This window comes from Burkholderia cepacia GG4, from assembly GCF_000292915.1.
GTDB lineage: Bacteria > Pseudomonadota > Gammaproteobacteria > Burkholderiales > Burkholderiaceae > Burkholderia > Burkholderia cepacia_D.
Genome location: NC_018513.1, coordinates 3,328,791 through 3,349,425 on the forward strand (window position 1 = coordinate 3,328,791; position 20,635 = coordinate 3,349,425).

Consider the following 20,635-nt stretch of genomic DNA (forward strand, 5'->3'; position numbering starts at 1 on the left):
TTACTCGCTTATGAATTTGCCGGTTTGGGCAGATCAGCGACAAGTCGCAGAGAAATCGAGAGTTCGTCGAGCTGAAAGTGCGGGCGCAGGAACGCGACCGAACGATACGAGCCCGGCCTGCCCGGAATCTCCGACACTTGTATGGATGCCTCGCGCAGCGGGAATTGCGCCTTCTGTTCCTGCGATGCGTTGTCGTCGAGCAGGACGTACTGCGAAATCCACCGGTTGAGGAAAGTCTCCACGTTCTGCGCCGATGCGAAGCTGCCGATCTTGTCCCGCATCATCGCCTTCAGGTAGTGCGCGACACGCGATACCGAGAAGATGTACTGAAGCTGGGCGGACAGGACGGCGTTCGCATTCGCGCTGTCGGTGCTGTATTTTTTCGGTTTCTGCACCGATTGCGCGGCGAAAAACGCAGCGTAATCCGAGTTCTTGCAATGGACGAGCGGGATGAAGCCGAGGTCGCTCAGCTCCTTCTCGCGGCGATCGGTGATCGCGATTTCGGTCGGGCACTTCAGCGCGACTTCACCGTCGTCGGTCTTGAACGTGTGGGTCGGCAGGTCCTCGACGAGGCCGCCGCCTTCGACGCCGCGGATCGCCGCGCACCAGCCGAAGTCGTCGAACGCGGCCGTCAGGCGTGCCGCGAATGCCCACGCCGCGTTGCACCACAGGTACTTGTCGTGTTCGGTGCCGTCGACGTCCTCGACGAAGTTGAAATTCTCCGCGGTCTGGCCGTCCTTCGGATTGAACGGCAGGCGCCCGAGGAAGCGCGGCAGCGTGAGGCCGACGTAGCGGGAATCCTCGGCATCGCGGAACGACTTCCACTTCGCGTACTCGACCGTGTCGAACACCTTGCCGAGGTCGCGCGGCTTGCCGAGGTCGGAGAACGACTCGAGGCCGAGCAGCTCCGGCGACGCCGACGCGATGAACGGCGCGTGCGCGGCCGCCGCGACGTGCGACATCTGCTCGATGAAGTACATGTCTTCCGGCTGGCGCGAGATCTCGTAGTCGCCGATCAGCGCACCGAACGGCGAACCGCCGAACGTGCCGAACTCTTCTTCGTAGACCTTCTTGAACAGCGCGCTCTGGTCGAACTCGCTCGCGCCCTTGAAGTCGCGCACGAGGTCGCGCTTCGGTGCGTGCAGCGCCTTGATCTTGATCGTCTGGCCGGTGTTGCTTTCCTTGACCAGGTAGTCCATCCCGCGCCACGTGCTTTCGAGGCGCTGGAATTCCGGCGCGTGCATCACCGCGGACAGCTGCGTGGAGATCAGGCGGTCGAGTTCCGCGACACGCGCATCGATCGTCGCCGACAGGTTGTCCGACACGATCACCGTGCCGTCGAGCACCTGGTGCACGAGTTCGCCGATCAGGTCCTTCGCGCGCGCATGCTCGGAATCGGATTTCGCGACCTTGCTCTTCTCGACGATATCGTCGAGCAGTGAAGTCCCGGCGGCGTATTCCGCGCCGCTCGCTTGGGCCGCAGCCGTTTGCTGGTTCATCTCAACACTCCGTCGTCATTCGCCGTCTTTGTCGCCGCCCGTGCCCTTCGCGAGCTCTTGCAGCTGCTGCGTGTTCTTCAGCACGTCGGACAGCAGATCCTCGAGCTTGTCGTTGCCGGCGAGCTTGTTGCGCAGGTCGGCGAGCTTCGAGCGCGCCTCGAGCAGGCGGCGCAGCGGCTCGACCTGTTCGACGACTTCGTCCGGGCTGAAATCCGACAGCGAACGGAACTTCAGGTCGACGGCGAACTTGCCGCCGTCCGGGCTCAGGCGGTTTTCCACCTGGAACGCGGCGCGCGGCTCGATCGCCTTCATCACGTCGTCGAAGTTGTCACGGTCGATGTTGACGAACTTGCGATCGCGCAGCTTCGGCTGCTCGACTTCCGACTGGCCCGCCAGATCGCCGACCACCCCGACGACGAACGGCAGTTCCTTCACCTCGATCGCGTCGCCCTTCTCGACCTCGTAGGTCAGCTGGACGCGCGGCGGCCGTATTTTCTGCAAGCTTTTCTGAATGCTTTCTTTCTTGGCCATCTCGACGGCTCCCAGGTTAGTTGTGGTTATCGCGTCAGTTGCGGTCAGTTGCGCAGCGCGCTGAACGGATCCGCCCCGCCCTTCTGTGCTGCACCGCCACCCGACGTCGTCGTCGGCGGCGGCGTCACGCCGCTTTCCGCTGTAGCGGTGGCCGCGACCTTCGGACGATGAATCTGGCGGCGGACGACCTTGCGCGTTTGCGCCTTCTGCTCCGGCGGGAACAGTGCCGATTCGCCGAGCGTGTCGCGCAGCTGCTTTGCCAGCGCCTGCGCATCGGACTTCGCATCGCCCGCGAGCGACGAATCCTGGCGCAGTTCGCCGAGCGACTGCGTCGCGATCCGCAGGCCGGCAACGGCGAGCACGCTCTTCGCCTGGCGGTCGGTGGCGTCGCGCTGCAGTGCTTCCTGCGCGGCGACGATCGCCTGGCCATAGTGATTCTGCGCAAACTGGATCTGCGCGATGCGCGACCACGGTTCCTCGCGCGTCGGATCCGACTTCGCGAGTTGCTGGTACAGGCCGAGGGCCTTGTCCTGGTCACCCGACTTCGCAACGGCGTCCGCATCGGCCAGCGACTTGTTGAACACGTCGGCAGTCGGCGGCGCCGGCGGCTGGCTCGCACAACCGGCGATCACGCCGCAAGCCAGCACTACCCCAGAAAGTTTTGCGAAGAGACGGTCTTTCATCGTTATATCCACCGGCGCGTGAGTATTAAAATCGTTGAGAATCTGGTTGTTTTGCTTTGCAAGAAGCGCGCGGGTATAGTACCGATCAATTTTTCATAATTCAATCGTTGAGTGCAGAGTAATTCCTTTTAAATCCGTGCGCTACCCCCTCGAAACGCCGCTGGCAGCGGCCTCGCAGCGGCTTTTGTTTCGATCGAAATGCGCAAGTTTTACTGATTTGACAGCGCCTCACCCGGGCGGCGGAAAAAATTTCCGGAGGCGTGCCGCAGCGCACGTGTGCTTAATATTTGAACGACTGATCCGCCAGGCAACCGCGGCGAACGCGGCAATACCCGGCAGTATTGACAGGGGAGTAAAAGGCGGCACGCCGGAAACACGATGAGATCGTCCATGATTCGCTATGCGCTGCCACTGATTGCCTGCGCGCTCCTGGCCGGATGCGCGGCCGCCCCGTTGCTCGGCTCTGCCGCGAGCGCCGTGATGCAGGCCGCCGGCGTCGGCAAGCCTGATCTGCCGGATGCCCAGAAGCCGCCGCGCAATATCGGACTCACGCTCGCCGCCGCGCCCAACCTGAATGCCGCGACCGATCGCAAACCGCTCGCATTAGTAGTAAGGCTCTACGCGCTGAAGGATCCGACGTCGTTCCAGCAGGCACCGTTCGACGCGTTCACCGATCCGACCAAGGAAAAAGCCGCACTGGGCGCCGATCTGTTGAACGTGCGTGAGATCACGCTGATTCCCGGCCAGCGTTATACGGCGACCGAAAAGGTATCGCGCGAAGCGCAGGCATTCGGCATTGTCGCGCTGTTCCGCGATCCCGCACTCCAGCGATGGAAACTGACGTTCGACCCGGCGAAGTCGGAGAAATCCGGCATAATCATCGGCCTGCATAATTGCGCGATGACGGTCACCGATGGTTCTGTCATTGCACCGCAACAGGGTGCACCTTCGCAACCGCTGAATATGCTTTCGTCGGTCACCTGCGGTTAAGCATGACGCACGAATGTCAATTAACAAGAGTTAACAAATTGGCGATTAATTCGGGCACGACCAAATCGATTACATCGCAACGCCACATTAACCGGATTTGACATGAGTTATTCGGCCAAGGTGCTTTGGGGAGAAGGGCTGTTCCTCCGGCCTCAACACTTTCAGCGGCAGGACGCGTACCACGAGGCGCGCCTGTTCGAGTCCATCCAGGCGATCCAGCCTTACAACTGGGGCGTGCGCTCGGTGCGCATCGACCGCGACGCGCTCGGCAGCAATGTGCTGCGCGTGGCGGAACTCGCACTCGTGTTCCCGGACGGCGCGCTGTACGCTGCGCCGCAGGCCGACGACCTGCCGCCTCCGATCGCGCTGGACACGCTGCCCGACGGCATCAACGAATTCGTGTTCTATCTCGCGCTGCACCCGCTGCGCGAGAACGGCACCAATTACAGCGACGATCCGGCCGCCGGCTTCATGACGCGTTTCGTCAGCGAGCAGACGAGCGTCGCGGACAACTTCACCGACGCCGCCGAAGCCGACATCACGTTCCTGAAGACGCAGGTCAAGCTGATCGCGCACAGCGAACCGCGCGACCAGCTGCTGTCGGTGCCGCTCGTGCGCGTGCGCCGCACCGCGACGTCCGGCTTCGAGATCGACGACAGCTTCGTGCCGCCGTGCCTCGCGATCGAGGCGTCGCCGATCCTGCACCAGCGGCTGCGCCAGCTGGTCGACGCGCTGCAGGCGAAGGTCAACGCGCTGTACGGTTTCCACCGCGAGCCGTCGAAGAACATCATCGAATTCCGCTCGGGCGACATCGCATCGTTCTGGCTGCTGCACACCGCGAACGCCGCATTCGCGACGCTCGCGCACCTGCACCAGCACGCGGCGCTGCATCCGGAGCGGCTGTTCCAGGAACTGCTGCGCCTCGCGGGCCAGCTGATGACGTTCTCGAAGGGCTACACGCTCGCCGACCTGCCCGTGTATCGCCATGACGATCCGGGCCCGAGCTTCGCGCGTCTCGACGTGATGCTGCGCGAACTGCTCGACACCGTGATCTCGACGCGTTACTTCGCGATCACGCTCGACGAGGTGCGTCCGTCGTTCCATCTCGGCCGCCTCGACTCGGGCAAGATCGACGACAAGACCGAGTTCTATCTGGCGGTGTCCGCGGACATGCCGAGCGTCGAGCTCGTCGATGCGGTGCCGGCCCGCTTCAAGGTCGGCGCGCCCGACGACGTCGACAAGCTCGTGCTGTCGGCAATGCCCGGCGTGCGGCTCTCGTACACGCCGCAGGTGCCGCCCGCGATCCCCGTGCGGCCGGGCGCGTGCTACTTCTCGCTCGATTCGCGCGGCGCGCTGTACGAACGCATGCTGCAGGCCCAGTCCGCGATGATCTACGCGCCGACTGGCATCAACGACCTGAAATTCGAACTGATCGCGGTCACATCATGAGCTACGCGCCTTCCCTGTTCGGCGACAACGCGCCGGCCCCGCTGCATACCCCGGCGTCGACCGACGCCGCGTTCCAGGCCCGTTCGCTGCTCGACCTGCTGTACGACGGGTTCTTCATGCTGTTCCTGCTCAAGAACGGCCGCGCGCCCGACAGCGCGAGCGAGTTCAGCACGAAGATCCAGGAATTCCTGTCGGATTTCGAGCGCGGCGCAAAGAAGCTGAACATCGCGGCCGAGGATGTCTACAGCGCGAAGTTCGCGTATTGCGCGGCCGTCGACGAAATGGTGCTGTCGTCGCAGTTCAAGATTCGCGCCGACTGGGAACGCCGGCCGCTGCAGCTCGTGCTGTTCGGCGAGCAGCTCGCGGGCGAGAAGTTCTTCCAGTATCTCGAGGATTGCCGCGCGCAGGGCGCGGCGCGGCTGCAGTCGCTCGAAGTGTTCCACATGTGCCTGCTGCTCGGCTTCCAGGGCAAGTATCTGCTCGAAGGGCCGGAGAAGCTCGCGTATCTGACCGCGCGGCTCGGCGATGAAATCGCGCACATGAAGGGCAAGCGCGCGCCGTTCGCGCCGCACTGGCCGCTGCCGGACCAGATCGCGCACCGGTTGAAGCGCGAAGTGCCGGTATGGGCGATCGGTGCCGTGTTCGCGCTCGTCGCGCTGCTCGGGTATCTCGGGCTAAACACGTACCTGAAGGACAAGACGCTGCAGGCGCTTGCACCGTATTCGCAGGTGATCAAGGTCGGGCCGGAGTCGGCGAACCTGACGATTTCGCTGCCTTGAGGGCCGGGCTTCGCTCGAACGCTGTTGCCACAGTGAAAAAGGACCGCCATGCGGTCCTTTTTCACTGTGGCGCGCGCCGCACGTCGTCAGAACAGAATGAACTCGTCGTTCTCGACGTAAAACACGAACGCGTCGAACAACTGCGCGACACTCGGTTCGTCGACCTGGTCATGCGCGTTGATCACAATGTCCTCGATCGTCGTGCTGGCCAGCGTGACGCGCCAGCCGGGTTGCGTTGCGATGGCAGGCGGCGTGTCGGCGTCGGCGTCGCGATCGTCTTCGGCGAATGCACCCGCCGTGTCGAGCGTCCACGGCATCGGCGGCAGACAAAGCCATCCGGAGAAATCCCCCGGGCGTTCGAGAATGTGTTTCAGCGACACTTCGGTCGCGGTGATGGTCGGCATGGGTATTGCGATGGTAACTGGGTAAATACGCCCCAACGGCAGCGCGACGGTCGCACGGCAAGGTGCGCGCCGCCGCCGCACGCGTCGGCAAGCCGTGATTATGCCAATTCCGCTGGCACGAGGCCGCGCGCACTGGTGTCGCCGGCCTGCACCGCCCCCGCAGCGCCCTCCTGCGCACGCCCCCAACCCGCCGCCGGTTGATATCGATTGCAATCAGGGCCAATTCGACTTTCGGCGCGGCCCGGTTGCGAGTAGTGTCTACGTGCCCGTATTCCGGCCAGGTCGAGGCACGATCGATGCCCGACGCTCAATTGCCACACTGAACACTGGAGATCTGCGATGAAACGTTCGAAGTTCCTGCTGTCGGGCCTGCTGCTCGCATCCGCCCTCGGTTTCACGGCCGTCGCCGCGCACGCGGACGACCTGCTCGATTCGGTGAAGAAAGCCGGCGTGCTGCGCGTCGGCCTCGAAGGCACGTATCCGCCGTTCAACTCGCGCGGCACGTCGGGGCAGCTCGAGGGTTTCGACGTCGACGTCGCGAATGCGGTCGCCGGCAAGCTCGGCGTGAAGACGCAGTTCGTCCCGACCGAATGGAGCGGCATCATCGCGGGGCTGCAGGCCGGCAAGTTCGACGTGATCGTCAATCAGGTCACGATCACGCCGCAGCGCAAGGAAGTGCTCGACTTCAGCGTGCCGTACACGTACTCGGCTGCGCAACTGATCCAGCGCAAGGACGACACGCGCAACTTCAAGTCGCTCGATGAATTCAAGGGCAAGAAGCTCGGCGTGACGCTCGGCACCAACTACGACCAGATGGCGCGCAGCGTGCCCGGCATCGAGGTGCAGACGTATCCGGGCGCGCCGGAGAAGCTGCGCGACCTCGCAGCGGGCCGAATCGAGGCAACGCTCGACGACCGCCTGATGCTGCCGTACATGATCAAGACCTCGAACCTGCCGCTGCGCGCGGGTGCGGTGCTGAACGGCGGCAAGCAGGAGATGGCGATCCCGTTCCGCAAGGGCAATCCGAAGTTCGAGAAGGCGATCAACGATGCGCTGGATTCGCTGGGCAAGGAAGGCACGTTGAAGAAGATCTCGATGCACTGGTTCGGCAGCGACGTGACGGTGCCGGTCGCGCAGTAAGCGGATCCCCGTGTTTTGGATGCGTCACGTCCTTCGCTGCTGCGAAGGCGTGACGCTCATCTGCAGTTCTGTTCCCTTCCCTCAAGCCGCTTCGTCGAAGCGCGCGAGCAGCAGCTGTCCGATCGGCGTCAGCGCCGGGCGCGCAGCCACCGCATTCACGCGTACCTGCGTATCGTCAACCAGCCGTTTTTCGACGAGCACGGCGAAAGCCGGGGTCGACGGGTCGACGCTGTCCGGTGCGCGTGCAATGCGCAGCAGCATCGAAAATTCATGTGGACTCAACATGGTCCCAGTCTCCTGATCGTCGGCGATCCAGCTCAATCGGCGTCGATCGTGTTTTCGAATGGAATGGTGCGATGCATGGTCAATGCGTCGCCGGGAGCGAGATCCCGGTTGTCCGCCTGCGCGACGCGGGCACGGCGTCGCATGCGGGTTGCGCACGCCCGGTCGAGGCGATGGTGCCGCGACGGGAACGTGCAACCTTAGGGGGGCATCGTGACGCGGGCATGACAGGAACAGGGGGCGTAACTGCGGAGCGACAGGCGCGGATCGCGCGGGCGCGTCTGCGGGTACGCGAGTCGCCGAAGATCCTGCCGGGGCATCATGCTTGGCTGGGCAGCTCAGGCCGATGTGGGGCGAGCGGCGCTTGCTGCCTGCGACGCAGGATTACGTTTCGACAGTGGTTGGACGGCGCGTTGGCAAACCGCGCGGCCTCCGGGACTGTGGGAAATCCGCATGACCGGGCGTGATGGCATCGCGCGGGCGAGATACGTCGCTCGGACACGGCAACGCCTGATCGTGCTGCACGTGTTCGTGAAGAAGACGCAGAGAACACCGCGTCGCGCTATCGAAATGGCGTGCGCCCGGATGAATGAGGATTGCGCGATGACCAGCCTTGCAACTTTGAAGAAGCGCCTGCTGGCCGATCCGGCTACGCAGGCCGAGTATGACGCACAAGCACCGGAGTTCGCCGTTGCCCGCAAGCCGGTCGCGGCACGCGTACGCGCCGGATTGACGCAGGAACAGGTCGCGGAGAGGATGGAGACCACTCAATCGACCATCGCGCGGATGGAGAGTGGTCGCGCGATGCCGTCGCTGCGCACGCTGTCGCGCTACGCCGAGGCAACGGGAAGCCGGGCCGTGGTACATCTGGAAGCGATGAAGTCGTTCGATTGCCGCGTGATGGCACCACGCGCGCGCAAGGCCCACGCAGGCGATCGCCGCAAACGAAAAAGGGGTTACGGAAAATTCCGTAACCCCTCTTCGGATTTGGTGCCGGCTGCAGCACTCGAACCATCCGCTGAAACCGTTGCCGCACATGGATTCCAGCGACTTCAATCCAAAAAGTACCAACACCGATACCAACAACCCTGCTGGCTGCAGGCGTACGACTGCGGACTGAGCCAATCGCCGCACTCCCACCCGACGAACATACTAGCTCGCGCCGGACAAGTCTTTCAGGCGGACACCCTCGTAAAATATGTAGTGACGCTGTTCCAGCCGCACATAGGTAGCCGCCAGCTTGGCGCCGAAGTCGCGGGAGTTCAGCTTCTCGTAGCTGCGATTTGCCGCAGTCCATGCGAGGTAGTCCTCATGGAGAGATTTGTACTGCGTTTTCCCTTGGAATGACATCGTACGTTCCTCGCGCCATGCCTCAAAGCCATCCGCACGTTTGCGTTGCTCGTTACCCGCCCTGCGGACCCTCTCGGGCGGCTGCAAGCCGTTCTCAAGGTAGTCGCGCAACCCCTGTAGTAGCAGATTCAGGATACCCGGCAATTGGAGAAGTAGCTTGCTCTTAAGGTCGCGGTCAATCTCCTCGTCCGAAAACGTGTGCATAAATGGTATGACAATGATGCGGCGCCAGATGGCGTTATCGTCGGCACTGATTACCGGCATTTCGTTCGCGATCATGACCGGCGTGAACTCGGGCAGAAACTCGACATCTGCACCGTAAAGCGCTCGTGCCGCCACACGATCCCCGCCTGTCAACTGCTTGACCAACCCTCCATCGAGCGTATGCTTTTTGGTCGGCTCATTCACGCTCACGAACCGCTTTCCCTCTAGTTTCGCGATCGACGGCGTCGGTCCGTCTGTCATCGTGCCCTTGGCCATGAGCGCCGAAACTCCCAAGGTGCAGGCCAAGCCCCCGAAAATCGCATTTAGCACCTCGACGGCAACCGATTTGCCATTGCGCCCGGTCGGGCCCAGAAAAAACACGAAGAGATGCTCTTTCGGCTTGCCGAGCAGCATTTGGCCGCAGAGGCGCAGGAAGAACCGGACAAGCTCGTCGTCCCCCTCGAATATCTCGGCAAGAAACGCCTCAAATCTCGGAGCACTCGCTTGCGGGTCAAACGTTACCGCGCTGTTGTGATACGAGATCGGTCTGATACGGCCAGGAACCAATTCGCCGCTTAGCAGGTTCAACACGCCGTTGGCAACGGGGAAGTACGGATACTTCGTCGCCTGCAGCGAATCCGATGCATCGAGCATAAATTCCAGTGCGGTACGGCCAAGCGAATCCAATGCTTGGCCGCTTCCCGAATGCTTCGCGACGGCAGCAACCACCGCTAGATTGCTATCTGTGCCGCTCGCCTTCTGGATCAAACGATGACCGTACGACTCGACAACAGTCCTGAACGCAAACTGATCGAGCCGAGCGTAACGGTTCTCGTTCCAACGCAGCGCTTGCAGCCACTGTTTCTCGCCATGCCCATTGCGAGCAACTGCGATGTCCGGATACATAATGTCTGCCAGCATCCGGCCAAGGCTACGCTCGTTCAACACTTCGCGGGCCGCCGCAACCTTGCGTCGACCGGGGTTTGTCCAGCCCTTGAGTTGCGCCATGTAGAAAATCGACGAAGGCGATGCCGACGCTCCGGCTGCGAAGGACTTCCACGCGATCTGCATCCGGTGTTCGTCGTACTTGTTCGAGCGACGCGACCACTCGTCAACAAGCTTGAATCCGTCTTCGCCAAGCGCTGCTGCGGCCCCAATCACCTTGATCCACGTGTCATACGGATCGGGGTCTATGTGATGCAACGCGTCGCGCAGATCGGCAAGGCGATGGCGTTTGTCCTCGTCGGTCTTGACCGACACGCCAAGCGAACGTGTCACCGGGATGCGCGCCTGCAATGACGCCGCGATTAGATCGACATCGAATGCGGCAGCTAGCTCGTCATAGTCGTACCACCGGTCCGGCTCGTACAGCGACAACGCCACTTCGTTGCCGTGCTTTTGGTTCTTGAAGCCCGGTAGGCGTATCGCTTGCGTCAGATTCGCGAAGCAGGCGTCGCCCTCGAAGCGATGTGCAAGCGCGACGACCATCTTGCGAAACATGTCACTGTCGACAATGCGGGCCTTAAGAATCCATATCAGGTGCTGCCGACCACCAGACGTGTTGATCGCGATCGACGGACGGTACGGCGCATTATTCCAACGAGACATGTCCACAGCGTAGTCAAGATCGACCGCGACAGCCCACGTGCCAACTACACGGGCCGACGACAAGCCATCGTCATCGGTCATGCCGATGAGCATGAATGCTTCCCAGCCGTCAGCCTCGGACTCAGCGAAATGCTGCTGCTGGTCCGTGATCGTCCCCCAAGTGCTCGCAACCTTGAGCACCGTCCTCCCGTCCGGGCCGCGCAGTATCCACTTGATCGTGAACTTCTGCCTGTCATCATGCACCGCCTGACATACCTTCAAAGCATCCTGAAAGGCCGTATCTTTCCCCAACTCAATCCTGCTCATCTTCAGTCCTAGTTGATAGGCGTGAGCATGTGAGCAGCATTGCTGTTACTTTTTTTTGCTTTTCGAAACTCGAAAACAATAAAAAAAGTGACTCACATCGCTCACGCTGAAGTCATGGTTTTTTTGCTGGGAAAGAGGCATGCGGCCGCCGCCCCCAGCAAACGGGAGTGATGTGAGTGATTTACTGGGCTTTGCTCTCCTTGATGCGATCCTGAATCCAAGCTTGTGCGTGGACCTCGGAAAAGAGAGTCTTCCGACCGCATTTGATGATGCGCGGGAAGGTCGGATCGAAACTGATTCGCTCGTACACAGCGGAGCGACTGAGGCAGACCTGTCGGCAAAGCTCGGTCAGGTCGATAAGACGATCGATGGTCATGGATGCCATCCTCAACTTCAAGCAGTTATGTCTTGAATGTCGAAGACGAGGGAAGACGGTCAAATGAGATGCCAACCGTCCGGCCTTTAGGGAGGCCCACCAGCGTAAAGACAAATCGGCTGGTTACCCGGTGCAGTGGGTGCGCTGCGCGTCCTCTACGGTCGTATTCGCCGAGTGGGAAACAACCCGCTGGTGATCTCGCGACTAGCTCAGTCAAACTCTCGCACGAAGGGCTAGTGGGTCGCCAACTACTTCTCGTCCTATGTAACCGGCTGGAAGTGCTGCCAGTATGCACGAAAATCCGCTGCGACACCACGTTGTTCCGGCGTTGTTCCAGCCCATTGACAACACCCAGACTTATCGGCAATACTTCGCTCAGAGGAACAACAACGGAACAACAAGGCCAATCCATGACCGATACGTTCTACACCGCGAGCCTGAGCCGGACCCAGGGTCGGAGTACCTGGGCAATTATCTTCCGTCACCCGAAGCGTACGGACCTGACTACTGGCAGGACGGGACTCCGGGTGCGACAGAGTCTCAAGACCGACGACGAAAAAGAGGCAGCAAAGCTCCGGGACGATATGAACGTGCTGCTTTCCAGCCCGCACCTGTGGGATATCGCCGCTCGCGACCAGGCTCTCGCCGCACTCGATCCCCGCGTCGTGGACATCTTTTACTACAAGCTCGAGGGCGGCGAAACCGACTTCCTCGGCCTGCGCGAGACGGCAATTGCGCTGCCCTCTGCACAGTCAAGCGAATACCGCCGGGCGCTCCTGCTCGGCACCACGGGGGCCGGAAAGACGACACTGCTGCGTCAGATCATCGGCACCGATCCGACGCGCGAGCGCTTCCCCTCCACTTCCACGGCAAAGACGACAGTTCACGAGACGGAGATCGTGCCAAGTGAAGGCGCATTCCGGGCCGTGGTGACGTTCTTCCCAATGGAAGACGTGCGCGAACACCTGAAGGAGTGCGCATCGGCGGCGGTCCTTGCCGCGTACCGCGGCGAGCCTGACGGTGACCAGATGCGCCGTCTTCTGACGCACGTCAACCAGCGCTTTCGCTTTAGCTACGTGCTGGGCAACGGGCCGGTGAAGGAGGTCAGCGACTTCGACGACGAACCCGAGGCTGACGAAGCCTCAGACAGCAGCGACTTGCTCAAGCGCACGAACGAGGTTCTGGCACAGGCACTCGCCGCGCTCAAAGACGTCGCGGTTCGGCATGGCGACGAATTGCGACAGGAACTGAATGCGACAGATGAAAAAGACCAGCGCGTCATCGACGAGCTGTTCGAGGATGAGTTGGACAACCGAACCCGCGACGACGAGAGCTTTCAGCAGGTTGTGGACGCACTGATGGACGAGATAGAGGAGCGCTTCGCACTTCTCGCCGAAGGCAAGCTTCAAAAGACCAAGGTCGGCTGGCCATTGAGTTGGACGTGGGAGACGGAAGACCGGGACGCCTTCATGCAGACGCTGGCCCGCTTCTCCTCCAACTACGCGCCGCTCTTCGGGACGCTCCTTACACCGCTAGTCAACGGTGTTCGCGTAGCCGGGCCGTTCAAGCCTTCATGGAGTAACGAAGTTCCGAAACTCGCGCTACTCGACGGTGAGGGCCTAGGCCACACGCCGCGATCGATGTCCACGATTTCGACCACGCTCGCGAAGCGTATCGAGATGGTGGACGCCGTGATTTTGGTCGACAATGCGACGCAACCGATGTTGGCGGCGCCAGTGGCAGCAATGAAGGAGCTGGTGTCCTCAGGTAGTGCTTCCAAGCTGATTTTCGCGTTCACGCACTTCGACCGTGTAGAAGGCCCCAACCTGCCGACTCCCACTATGCGAGTCAATCATGTCCTTGAATCTGGCGAGAACGTGCTCGCATCCGTCGGCGAGGATCTCGGGCCGTTCGCCGAACGCGCACTGCGAACCCGACTGACGAGCGCGCGGGTGTTCCTTTCCGGCATCGACGCGAAACTCGACAGCGCTTCCGCCGACGGACGGCGGACGATCACGCAGATCGACAAATTGCTGGGAATGGTAGACGGCATCGTAGCGCGGCCGACGCGTGCCGACTCGCGTCCGGCCTACGACCGCATGAATCTAGTCCTCGCAGTTGAGCGCGCTGCCGAGATTTTCCGAAACGCCTGGCGCCCTCGGCTCGGCCTCACCATCAAACAGGGGGTCGAGAAAGAACACTGGACGCGAGTGAAAGCGCTCAGCCGTCGCCTCGCGACCGGCATCGGCGACGAGTATGACAGTCTGAGGCCGGTGGCGGATTTGAAGCTACAACTCCAGCAGCGCCTCTATGTCCTCCTTCAAAACCCGATTTCGTGGTCTGGGCCTGAGCCGGATGACGACGACAAGCAGCGTCTTTACGATGACATCGCCGAGGAGCTAAGCCGCAAGCTCATCGAGCTTTCCTCTCGACGCATCCGCACCGATCGCCTGTCGGAGTGGCGCAGCGCGTTCGACGAATCGGGACCACGTTCGACCTTCCGGCGCGCCGAGTTAATCGCCGGACGAATCTATGACCGAGCCGCCCCAATTCCGGACGTAACGCCCTCGCCTGACCGAAACGCGTTCCTGCAGGAAGTCGCAGAAGCAACGCGTGAGGCCGCCGAATCCATTGGCGCAAAGCTTTTTTGAACAAGAAGGGGGCGAGGAAGGCGGCTGAGCGACTATTCACGGAGTTCCGTAAGTAGTCGCCCCTGACCTTTTGAACCTCCCCAACAACTCATTGACGAACCGAGCGAAGAGACCTACCAAATGCTGATTTATAAGTACGTCCCCGTGGCCAGATTTTTTTCGAACTTCAAATTCCGCTTTACTCCGGCAGAAGACTTGAACGATCCGATGGAACTGGTACCCGACATTCGATTGCGTGATCCAGCTGCATATGCACGTGACATTACCAGCCGCAACATTGAGTCCGCCTACTTCCGCCTTCTATTGTCGAATCCCGATCTATCGCCTGAGGAGGCGTGGGCACGTATCGCTGCGGCTGCCGAGCAGCTCGAACGACAGTTCGATCCAATTGCGACGGTGAAGAAAATCTACGAAACATTCATGCGAACCACCAACAAGAACGTTGGCGTTCTGTCTCTGTCTGAAGATCCTTGTAGTGCGCCGATGTGGGCGCACTATGCCGATGAATATAAAGGCCTAGCCATCGGGCTGGACACAAGTAGCGAATTCTTTCAACCAAAACCCGAGGAACCAAGGGTCTGCGGGCAACTGATGAACGTTGTCTACACTGATACTTCTCCGGTTGTTTATGTCGAGCCAGGAAAACTCGATATTCCAAAGGAAGTGTTTTTCACAAAGGCACGAAGTTGGGAATACGAGAAGGAATGGCGAATCATTAAATATTTGCCACAAGCTTCTGAAATCGTTGACGGCCCCGAAGGCAAGAAAATTTGCCTGTTCGACGTACCACCCGCGGCCGTCAAGGAAGTGATATTTGGCTCGAAGATTAGTGCCGATGTGCTGGAGCAAGTCGAGCAGGCACTACAGGCGCGCGCACCGCACGTTTTGAGAAAACGGATCACGCCCGTACCTGGCGACGGCCTGCGGGTTGTGGATTGCTAAGGAGGTCGCCCATAAAGTTTGCCGGAGTGCCCAACGCGGCGTGCTGGCGGCACAAAAAGAATAGGGCCGCCCCACAGAAGGCGGCCCTGCTGCTAGTCGCGGCCTATGAAGCCATCGACGTACTGCGAGTGATGTTCGTCGCACAGAGGCCCTGCGTCTGTCTCGTACTCAGCGGGCTCGTCGCAAAACTCGCACGTCTGGCTGCGCAAACGCGCCTCAGCCTGACAGTCCGGACACATCGGGTTACGCGGGTTGAACTCGTCGTCGATGCGTTCGAAATCCGCCTCGCCCGTTTCGCACCCGCATACGCGACACAGCACTTCCTCGGCTTCGTCCGGCTCGACTTGGTGGTCTAGGTGATCACACATGGCTGTCACCCTTCGTGAAGCGACTGAAGAACGCAGCAGCGCGATCCGCTTCGCTCGGGAACCAATCGGGGAAGTACGTGCGCGCGAGAGCCTGATACTTGTCGTCGAGGCCGTGCAGCACCACCATGAAGGCTGGCACGGGGCCGCCTTGCGTCATCACCACCGTCATGGTCATCGAACGCTGCACCTCGTCAATGGTGTGCTTTGCGTCCGGGTAGCCGCCTTGCATCGCAAGTAGCGCGGCCTGCATGGCGCCGACGTGTTCACCCTGGGCGAGCAGGAGGCGGCCCAACGCTTCGAGTGCCTGCGGATGCGCATTCTCGTGCGCCCGGAGCAGCAGTTCTACGCTGCGCTTGGTCAAGCCTCGCTGCGTGAAGCACAACAACAGGGCTGCGAGGTATTGCGAGTGAACGTGGCCGCTACCCGCCAGTTGGAGCATCTCGTTGATCACCTGCCGGCTGGCCGCGATCTCGTACCCGCGCACGACTTCACGCGCGCCGGATTGCCGCCAGCTCTCCATCGGCATCACATAGAGGATGCCGTCAAAAGCCACCTTGAAGCGCTCGACAACCGCCTCGCGCAACTCAGCCACGAGGTCATTGTGGCTCTTGCCGAAGCGCTTGCGCGTGTGATGATCGTACTTCTGCTGTTTCGACAGCTCGCTGCCTTCGAATTCGGCGAGCGCCTTCGCACGCAGGTCCTTCAACGTCTCCGCGCGGGACACGGGCAGATCGTCGACAGTGAGCAAGAGTGTATCCGTTACCCAACTGGCTTTCTCAAGCACGCCTTCTCGATCCATCTTTTCGACTTCGAAGGGCGACGTGGGCAGCAGCAGCGGACGGCGGTATGTGGGGCGCGATTTGGCAGAATCTGAAGATGCGTCACCGCCCGAGGGACGCGAGACGTCCTCGGTAAAGTCAGGCTTCTTGTTCAGGAACACGCGGCGCACATCGTACGTGCGGCCAAGCGCGGTAAGACGATATGAGTTTCGTTCAGACATTTGCACAGTCCTCGTTCTGGTTCAGGACATGCCGGCCACCCCACACCCTTTCCCGTGACTAGGAAATGAGCAAAAAACCCATCATCTTGATCGGCAAGAGCCGATTTACCGCAGCCAATGTGACGCTCGATGAAATAACGTGGCCGGAATTTATCGAGCGAACCGGAGGTCGAACCGGGGTAGAAAATGTAACGAATTTCGGCGGTGAGGTCAACGGACTGAGTGATGCGGGCTGAGTGCGCTTCGCGCAATACCGCTGGCGAAAACCGCAGAGCAGCAGCGCGAGCGCCGCGCACAAAAAAGCGCCATAACCCTCCACCCGGCCACGTACGAAGGTCGCCGGTGCCCCGAACAAAAGAGAAGGCCCAGGCCATTGCGGCTGGCGCGTCAAAGCACGCGGAGGACTGCTGTTGCATTTGGCTAAACGCCAGCGCAACAGCCTGAACCAAAGTTAGCAGTGTTGCGCAAACTGTTGCAAATATATTGGGGCCATAACAAAATGATGCACATACGCTATTGCAACAACCGCGAACATTGCCATGAGCATCATTTCGTATTTGCGCGTCTCGACCGCCGAGCAAACGGTCGAAAACCAGCGGCGAGCCATCACCATCGCTGGCTGGAAAGTCGAAAGGGAGTTTGCCGATGAGGCGACGAGCGGCACCACGGCCGCCGACAGTCGCGACGGCTGGGCCGAGTGCTCAAAGTATCTGCGCGAGGGAGATACGCTAGTCGTCTATGCGCTCGACCGGCTTGGCCGCAGCACGATTGACGTGTTGACTCAAATCAACACGCTGAGTGCGCGAGGCGTACGCCTAGTAATAATCGCCCACGGATTCGATACCGCGACGCCTGCCGGCAAGTTGGCGCTGACCATGTTCGCCGCTTTTGCAGAATTCGAACACGGTATCAGGAAGGAGCGGCAGCGCGAAGGCATCGCGCGTGCACGTCTGGAGAGTGGAAAATATCTAGGCCGGAAGCCTAAGCTCAGTAAGCGAGTCCTGAGCACCGTCTCGACGGCCTAACGATAAATTGCCAGAGTAGTGCCCACCACTTCGAGTAGCGGGGACTACTTTGACCACAGAGGCACCGAAGAGAATCGGCCGCAAAGGCGTACCGAATCATCCTATCGAATTCCGTCGGCAACTGGCGACACTCGCCTGTGAGCCCGGCGTGTCGGTCGCGCGCTTGGCGATGGAACACGGCCTGAACGCGAACTTGGTATTCAAATGGCGCCGTTCGTTGCGCGCTGGCGAATATGATCCGGTGGGCTTGCTGCCGGTGAAGGTAGAAATACCGGCTACCGAGATCGTACCGACGCCGCCGGTGCCTACGCCGAAAACCGTGCAGACCGGTACCATCGAAATCAGTGTCGGCAATGCCCGCGTACGCATTGACGGCACGCCCGACGAAAGCACCTTGACGCTGGTGCTTCGCATGTTGCGTGGCGGGTCGGCATGATCGGCCTGCCCAGCCACACACGCGTCTGGCTGGCCGCTGGTGTGACCGACATGCGCTCGGGCTTCAACAGCTTAGCCGCAAAGGTTCAGACCGTGCTGGAGCGGGACCCGTTCAGCGGCCACGTATTCGTGTTCCGGGGCCGGCGTGGCGACCTGGTCAAGGTGCTGTGGTGGAGCGGCGACGGCATGTGCCTGCTGATGAAACGCCTGGAACGAGGCCGCTTCGTCTGGCCGCGGGCCGATGGTGGCGTGATCTATCTGAGCCAGGCCCAGCTGTCGATGCTGCTCGAAGGCATCGACTGGCGGCAGCCGGTCCGCACGACCGAACCGAGTTCGGCGTTGTAAACCACCCGGCGCCCGCGTAAACTGCGGACATGACCACGGCCAACGCCTATCCAGACGACATCGAAGCGCTCAAGGCCTTGCTGCTCGAGCGTGATGCCCAGGTCCGCGAACGCGACGCACGCATTGACCATCTGGAAGACCTGGTCGAATCGCACGAGGCCGTGGTGGCTACGGGCAAGGCCGAGATCGAGCATCTGAAGCTGCTGATCGCGAAGCTCCGTCGCATGGCGTTCGGGCGCAGCTCGGAGAAACTGGATCGCCAGATTGAGCAGCTCGAACTGAAGCTGGAAGATCTCGAAGCCGACGAAGGCGCCACGCCGATCGAACTCCCGAAGACGCCGCGTACAGCCGCGGAGCAGATACAACGCAAGCCATTGCCGGAACATCTGCCGCGCGAGGTGCTGACGTACCTGCCCGAATCAGGCGAGATCTGCACGGCATGCGGTGCCGCGATAAAGCTGCTCGGCGAGGACGTGTCCGAACAACTCGAATACGTACCTGCCAGCTTCCGTGTGATCCGTCATGTGCGGCCGAAGCTGGCTTGCACGTGTTGCGATCACATCGCCCAGGCGCCGGCGCCCAGCCGTCCAATTGAACGTGGCCTGGCCGGCCCCGGCCTGCTGGCGCATGTGCTGGTGGCGAAGTTCGCGGACCATCTGCCGCTGTATCGTCAGTCGGTGATCTATGCGCGCGAAGGCGTGGAACTCGATCGCTCGCTCTTGGCGAAATGGGTGGGCCACGGCGCGAATCTGTTGCAACCTCTGGTCGATGCGCTGCGTCGGCACGTAATGGCGGCTACGAAGTTGCATGCCGACGATACTCCCGTGCCGGTGCTCGCGCCAGGCAACGGCAAGACCAAGACCGGACGGTTGTGGGTGTATGTGCGCGATGATCGGAACTCGGGCGACACCACGGCGCCGGCGGTTTGGTTCACCTACACCCCGGACCGCAAAGGCGAGCATCCGCAACAGCATCTTGCCAGGTTCAAAGGCACGCTGCAGGCCGATGCCTATGGCGGTTACCAGAAGATCTACGAGCGTGGGGATGTCGTCGAGGCCGCGTGCTGGGCGCATGCGCGGCGCAAGTTCTACGATATTCATGCTGTACGGCCGAATGCGCTGAACACCAAGGCACTGGAGCGCATCGGTGCGCTTTACCGCATTGAAGACGAAATCCGGGGCGAACCACCCGATGCTCGGCAGGCCCACCGGCAAACGCATGCCAAACCCCTGCTCGACGAACTCCACACATGGCTGACCGCCATGCTGGGAACACTCTCGCGCAAATCCGACACGAGTCAGGCGATCCTGTATGCCTTGAATCGGTGGGCGGCATTGACGCGCTATTGCGATGACGGGCACCTAGAGATCGACAATCTACCCGCCGAGCGGGCATTACGTAGTGTAGCCGTCGGCCGTCGCAACTACCTGTTCGCCGGCGCGGACTCTGGCGGCGAACGGGCGGCGGCAATCTACAGCCTGATTGGCTCGGCCAAACTCAACGGCATCGACCCCGAGGCGTATCTGCGTCATGTGCTCGGGCGCATCGCGGATCACCCGATCAACCGGAGCGATGAACTGTTGCCCTGGCGTGTGACCGTCCTAGCCTCGTGAAGGGATAATGCCACTGACACCCTCACCCCGGAGCTCAGATGGCCAAGTCGTTCCAGCGCTACACCTTGCACGTGCAATTGCTGTATATCGAGCCGCACATCTGGCGCCGGATCGTCGTCGAAGGGCCTGACTCGCTGCGCAAGCTGCATCACATCCTGCAGGCCGCCTTCGGGTGGGAGGACACCCATCTCCACGACTTCCTGATCGACGGCAAGACATATGCCCAGTTCGATATAGAGGCCGGATTGGAATTCATGGACCTGACCAAAACGTTCGACGACCGGAAAGCAAAGCTGGGCAAAGTCCTGCGACCCGACTCGCGCATCATCTACCGATATGACTTCGGTGATGGCTGGGATCACCAGATCGTGATCGAGAACATTGAAACGATTGAAGATGAATCATGGGGCGAGTCCCGGATCATCGATGGCGCTCGCGCGTGTCCGCCGGAAGATGTCGGTGGTGCGCCCGGATATGAGATGTTCCTGACCACCTTGCGCGACAGCCCCGACAGCGAGGAAGCCGATCACTATCGGCAATGGATCGGTCCAGGGTTTGATCCGGAGCTATTCGACATACGTGCCGCCAACGCCGCATTGATGCGACTGGCTACCAATCGATGGGGCAATCGATAACGATGTCAAGACGGGGCTGA

General features: G+C 61.1%; 20 protein-coding genes and 1 pseudogene. 13 read left to right on the plus strand and 8 right to left on the minus strand.

Annotation, left to right across the window (positions count from 1 at the left end; genetic code table 11):
• Positions 1–8: 8 nt before the first annotated feature.
• From tssC to GEM_RS15140, 3 genes are read right to left on the minus strand one after another with little or no spacing between them, the layout of a single operon-like run.
• Positions 9–1,499 carry a type VI secretion system contractile sheath large subunit gene (gene tssC / locus GEM_RS15130; RefSeq protein ID WP_014898256.1) on the minus strand — a complete coding sequence of 497 codons (1,491 nt, stop codon included), beginning with the start codon at positions 1,497–1,499 and terminating at the stop codon, positions 9–11.
• 15 nt (positions 1,500–1,514) lie between these two features.
• Positions 1,515–2,030, minus strand: a complete 516-nt coding sequence (tssB, locus tag GEM_RS15135) for a type VI secretion system contractile sheath small subunit (RefSeq protein ID WP_014898257.1) — start codon at positions 2,028–2,030, stop codon at positions 1,515–1,517.
• A 44-nt stretch (positions 2,031–2,074) separates the two neighbouring features.
• Positions 2,075–2,713, minus strand: coding sequence for a tetratricopeptide repeat protein (locus GEM_RS15140; RefSeq protein WP_014898258.1), 639 nt, complete (start codon positions 2,711–2,713; stop codon positions 2,075–2,077).
• A gap of 378 nt (positions 2,714–3,091) precedes the next feature.
• Here GEM_RS15140 and tssJ point away from each other — a divergent pair, with 378 nt between their 5' ends.
• From tssJ to icmH, 3 genes are all read left to right on the plus strand, one after another.
• The gene (tssJ, locus tag GEM_RS15145; protein ID WP_039320279.1) at positions 3,092–3,703 is read left to right on the plus strand and encodes a type VI secretion system lipoprotein TssJ; all 612 of its coding nucleotides are present in this window, start codon (positions 3,092–3,094) and stop codon (positions 3,701–3,703) included.
• Positions 3,704–3,805: 102 nt separating this feature from the next.
• A complete protein-coding gene (gene tssK, locus GEM_RS15150) occupies positions 3,806–5,152 on the plus strand; it encodes a type VI secretion system baseplate subunit TssK (protein ID WP_014898260.1) in 1,347 nt (448 codons plus the stop codon).
• Positions 5,149–5,931, plus strand: a complete 783-nt coding sequence (gene icmH / locus GEM_RS15155) for a type IVB secretion system protein IcmH/DotU (protein ID WP_014898261.1) — start codon at positions 5,149–5,151, stop codon at positions 5,929–5,931. Before tssK ends, icmH begins: the two co-directional genes overlap by 4 nt.
• Before the next feature lie 86 nt (positions 5,932–6,017).
• Here icmH and GEM_RS15160 read toward each other — a convergent pair whose 3' ends face one another.
• Positions 6,018–6,335: a DUF7716 domain-containing protein gene (locus GEM_RS15160; protein WP_014898262.1), complete on the minus strand. Its 318-nt coding sequence runs from the start codon at positions 6,333–6,335 to the stop codon at positions 6,018–6,020.
• Between the two features lie 339 nt (positions 6,336–6,674).
• Here GEM_RS15160 and GEM_RS15165 point away from each other — a divergent pair, with 339 nt between their 5' ends.
• The gene (locus tag GEM_RS15165; RefSeq protein WP_014898263.1) at positions 6,675–7,475 is read left to right on the plus strand and encodes a transporter substrate-binding domain-containing protein; all 801 of its coding nucleotides are present in this window, start codon (positions 6,675–6,677) and stop codon (positions 7,473–7,475) included.
• An 81-nt stretch (positions 7,476–7,556) separates the two neighbouring features.
• Here the strand turns inward: GEM_RS15165 and GEM_RS15170 are convergent, their stop codons facing one another.
• Positions 7,557–7,760, minus strand: a complete 204-nt coding sequence (locus GEM_RS15170) for a hypothetical protein (protein ID WP_014898264.1) — start codon at positions 7,758–7,760, stop codon at positions 7,557–7,559.
• 318 nt (positions 7,761–8,078) lie between these two features.
• On the opposite strand from GEM_RS15170, the pseudogene GEM_RS32250 reads away from it, so the two are divergent.
• Positions 8,079–8,594, plus strand: a pseudogene (locus GEM_RS32250) (type II toxin-antitoxin system RelE/ParE family toxin); the annotation flags it as partial.
• A 315-nt stretch (positions 8,595–8,909) separates the two neighbouring features.
• Here GEM_RS32250 and GEM_RS29195 read toward each other — a convergent pair.
• Positions 8,910–11,225, minus strand: coding sequence for a phage/plasmid primase, P4 family (locus GEM_RS29195; protein ID WP_014898266.1), 2,316 nt, complete (start codon positions 11,223–11,225; stop codon positions 8,910–8,912).
• 181 nt (positions 11,226–11,406) lie between these two features.
• Positions 11,407–11,601, minus strand: a complete 195-nt coding sequence (locus GEM_RS15180) for a helix-turn-helix transcriptional regulator (RefSeq protein WP_014898267.1) — start codon at positions 11,599–11,601, stop codon at positions 11,407–11,409.
• 410 nt (positions 11,602–12,011) lie between these two features.
• Between GEM_RS15180 and GEM_RS15185 the strand changes: the two genes are divergently transcribed.
• The gene (locus tag GEM_RS15185) at positions 12,012–14,252 is read left to right on the plus strand and encodes a hypothetical protein (protein WP_014898268.1); all 2,241 of its coding nucleotides are present in this window, start codon (positions 12,012–12,014) and stop codon (positions 14,250–14,252) included.
• A 120-nt stretch (positions 14,253–14,372) separates the two neighbouring features.
• The gene (locus GEM_RS30070) at positions 14,373–15,194 is read left to right on the plus strand and encodes a DUF2971 domain-containing protein (RefSeq protein ID WP_014898269.1); all 822 of its coding nucleotides are present in this window, start codon (positions 14,373–14,375) and stop codon (positions 15,192–15,194) included.
• A gap of 360 nt (positions 15,195–15,554) precedes the next feature.
• Here GEM_RS30070 and GEM_RS15195 read toward each other — a convergent pair whose 3' ends face one another.
• Positions 15,555–16,562, minus strand: a complete 1,008-nt coding sequence (locus GEM_RS15195; RefSeq protein ID WP_014898271.1) for a hypothetical protein — start codon at positions 16,560–16,562, stop codon at positions 15,555–15,557.
• A gap of 65 nt (positions 16,563–16,627) precedes the next feature.
• On the opposite strand from GEM_RS15195, the gene GEM_RS31855 reads away from it, so the two are divergent.
• The 6 genes from GEM_RS31855 to GEM_RS15220 all read left to right on the plus strand — a co-directional run bounded on the left by GEM_RS31855 (position 16,628) and on the right by GEM_RS15220 (position 20,615).
• A complete protein-coding gene (locus GEM_RS31855) occupies positions 16,628–16,798 on the plus strand; it encodes a hypothetical protein (RefSeq protein WP_187293234.1) in 171 nt (56 codons plus the stop codon).
• A 303-nt stretch (positions 16,799–17,101) separates the two neighbouring features.
• Positions 17,102–17,587 carry a recombinase family protein gene (locus GEM_RS15200; protein WP_014898272.1) on the plus strand — a complete coding sequence of 162 codons (486 nt, stop codon included), beginning with the start codon at positions 17,102–17,104 and terminating at the stop codon, positions 17,585–17,587.
• A gap of 49 nt (positions 17,588–17,636) precedes the next feature.
• Positions 17,637–18,023, plus strand: coding sequence for an IS66-like element accessory protein TnpA (tnpA, locus tag GEM_RS15205; protein ID WP_041490564.1), 387 nt, complete (start codon positions 17,637–17,639; stop codon positions 18,021–18,023).
• A complete protein-coding gene (tnpB, locus tag GEM_RS15210; RefSeq protein ID WP_014898274.1) occupies positions 18,020–18,367 on the plus strand; it encodes an IS66 family insertion sequence element accessory protein TnpB in 348 nt (115 codons plus the stop codon). The genes tnpA and tnpB overlap by 4 nt, the downstream gene beginning before the upstream one ends.
• Positions 18,368–18,396: 29 nt before the next feature.
• Positions 18,397–19,980, plus strand: coding sequence for an IS66 family transposase (tnpC, locus tag GEM_RS15215; protein ID WP_014898275.1), 1,584 nt, complete (start codon positions 18,397–18,399; stop codon positions 19,978–19,980).
• Positions 19,981–20,018: 38 nt separating this feature from the next.
• Positions 20,019–20,615 carry a plasmid pRiA4b ORF-3 family protein gene (locus tag GEM_RS15220; RefSeq protein ID WP_014898276.1) on the plus strand — a complete coding sequence of 199 codons (597 nt, stop codon included), beginning with the start codon at positions 20,019–20,021 and terminating at the stop codon, positions 20,613–20,615.
• Positions 20,616–20,635: the final 20 nt, after the last annotated feature.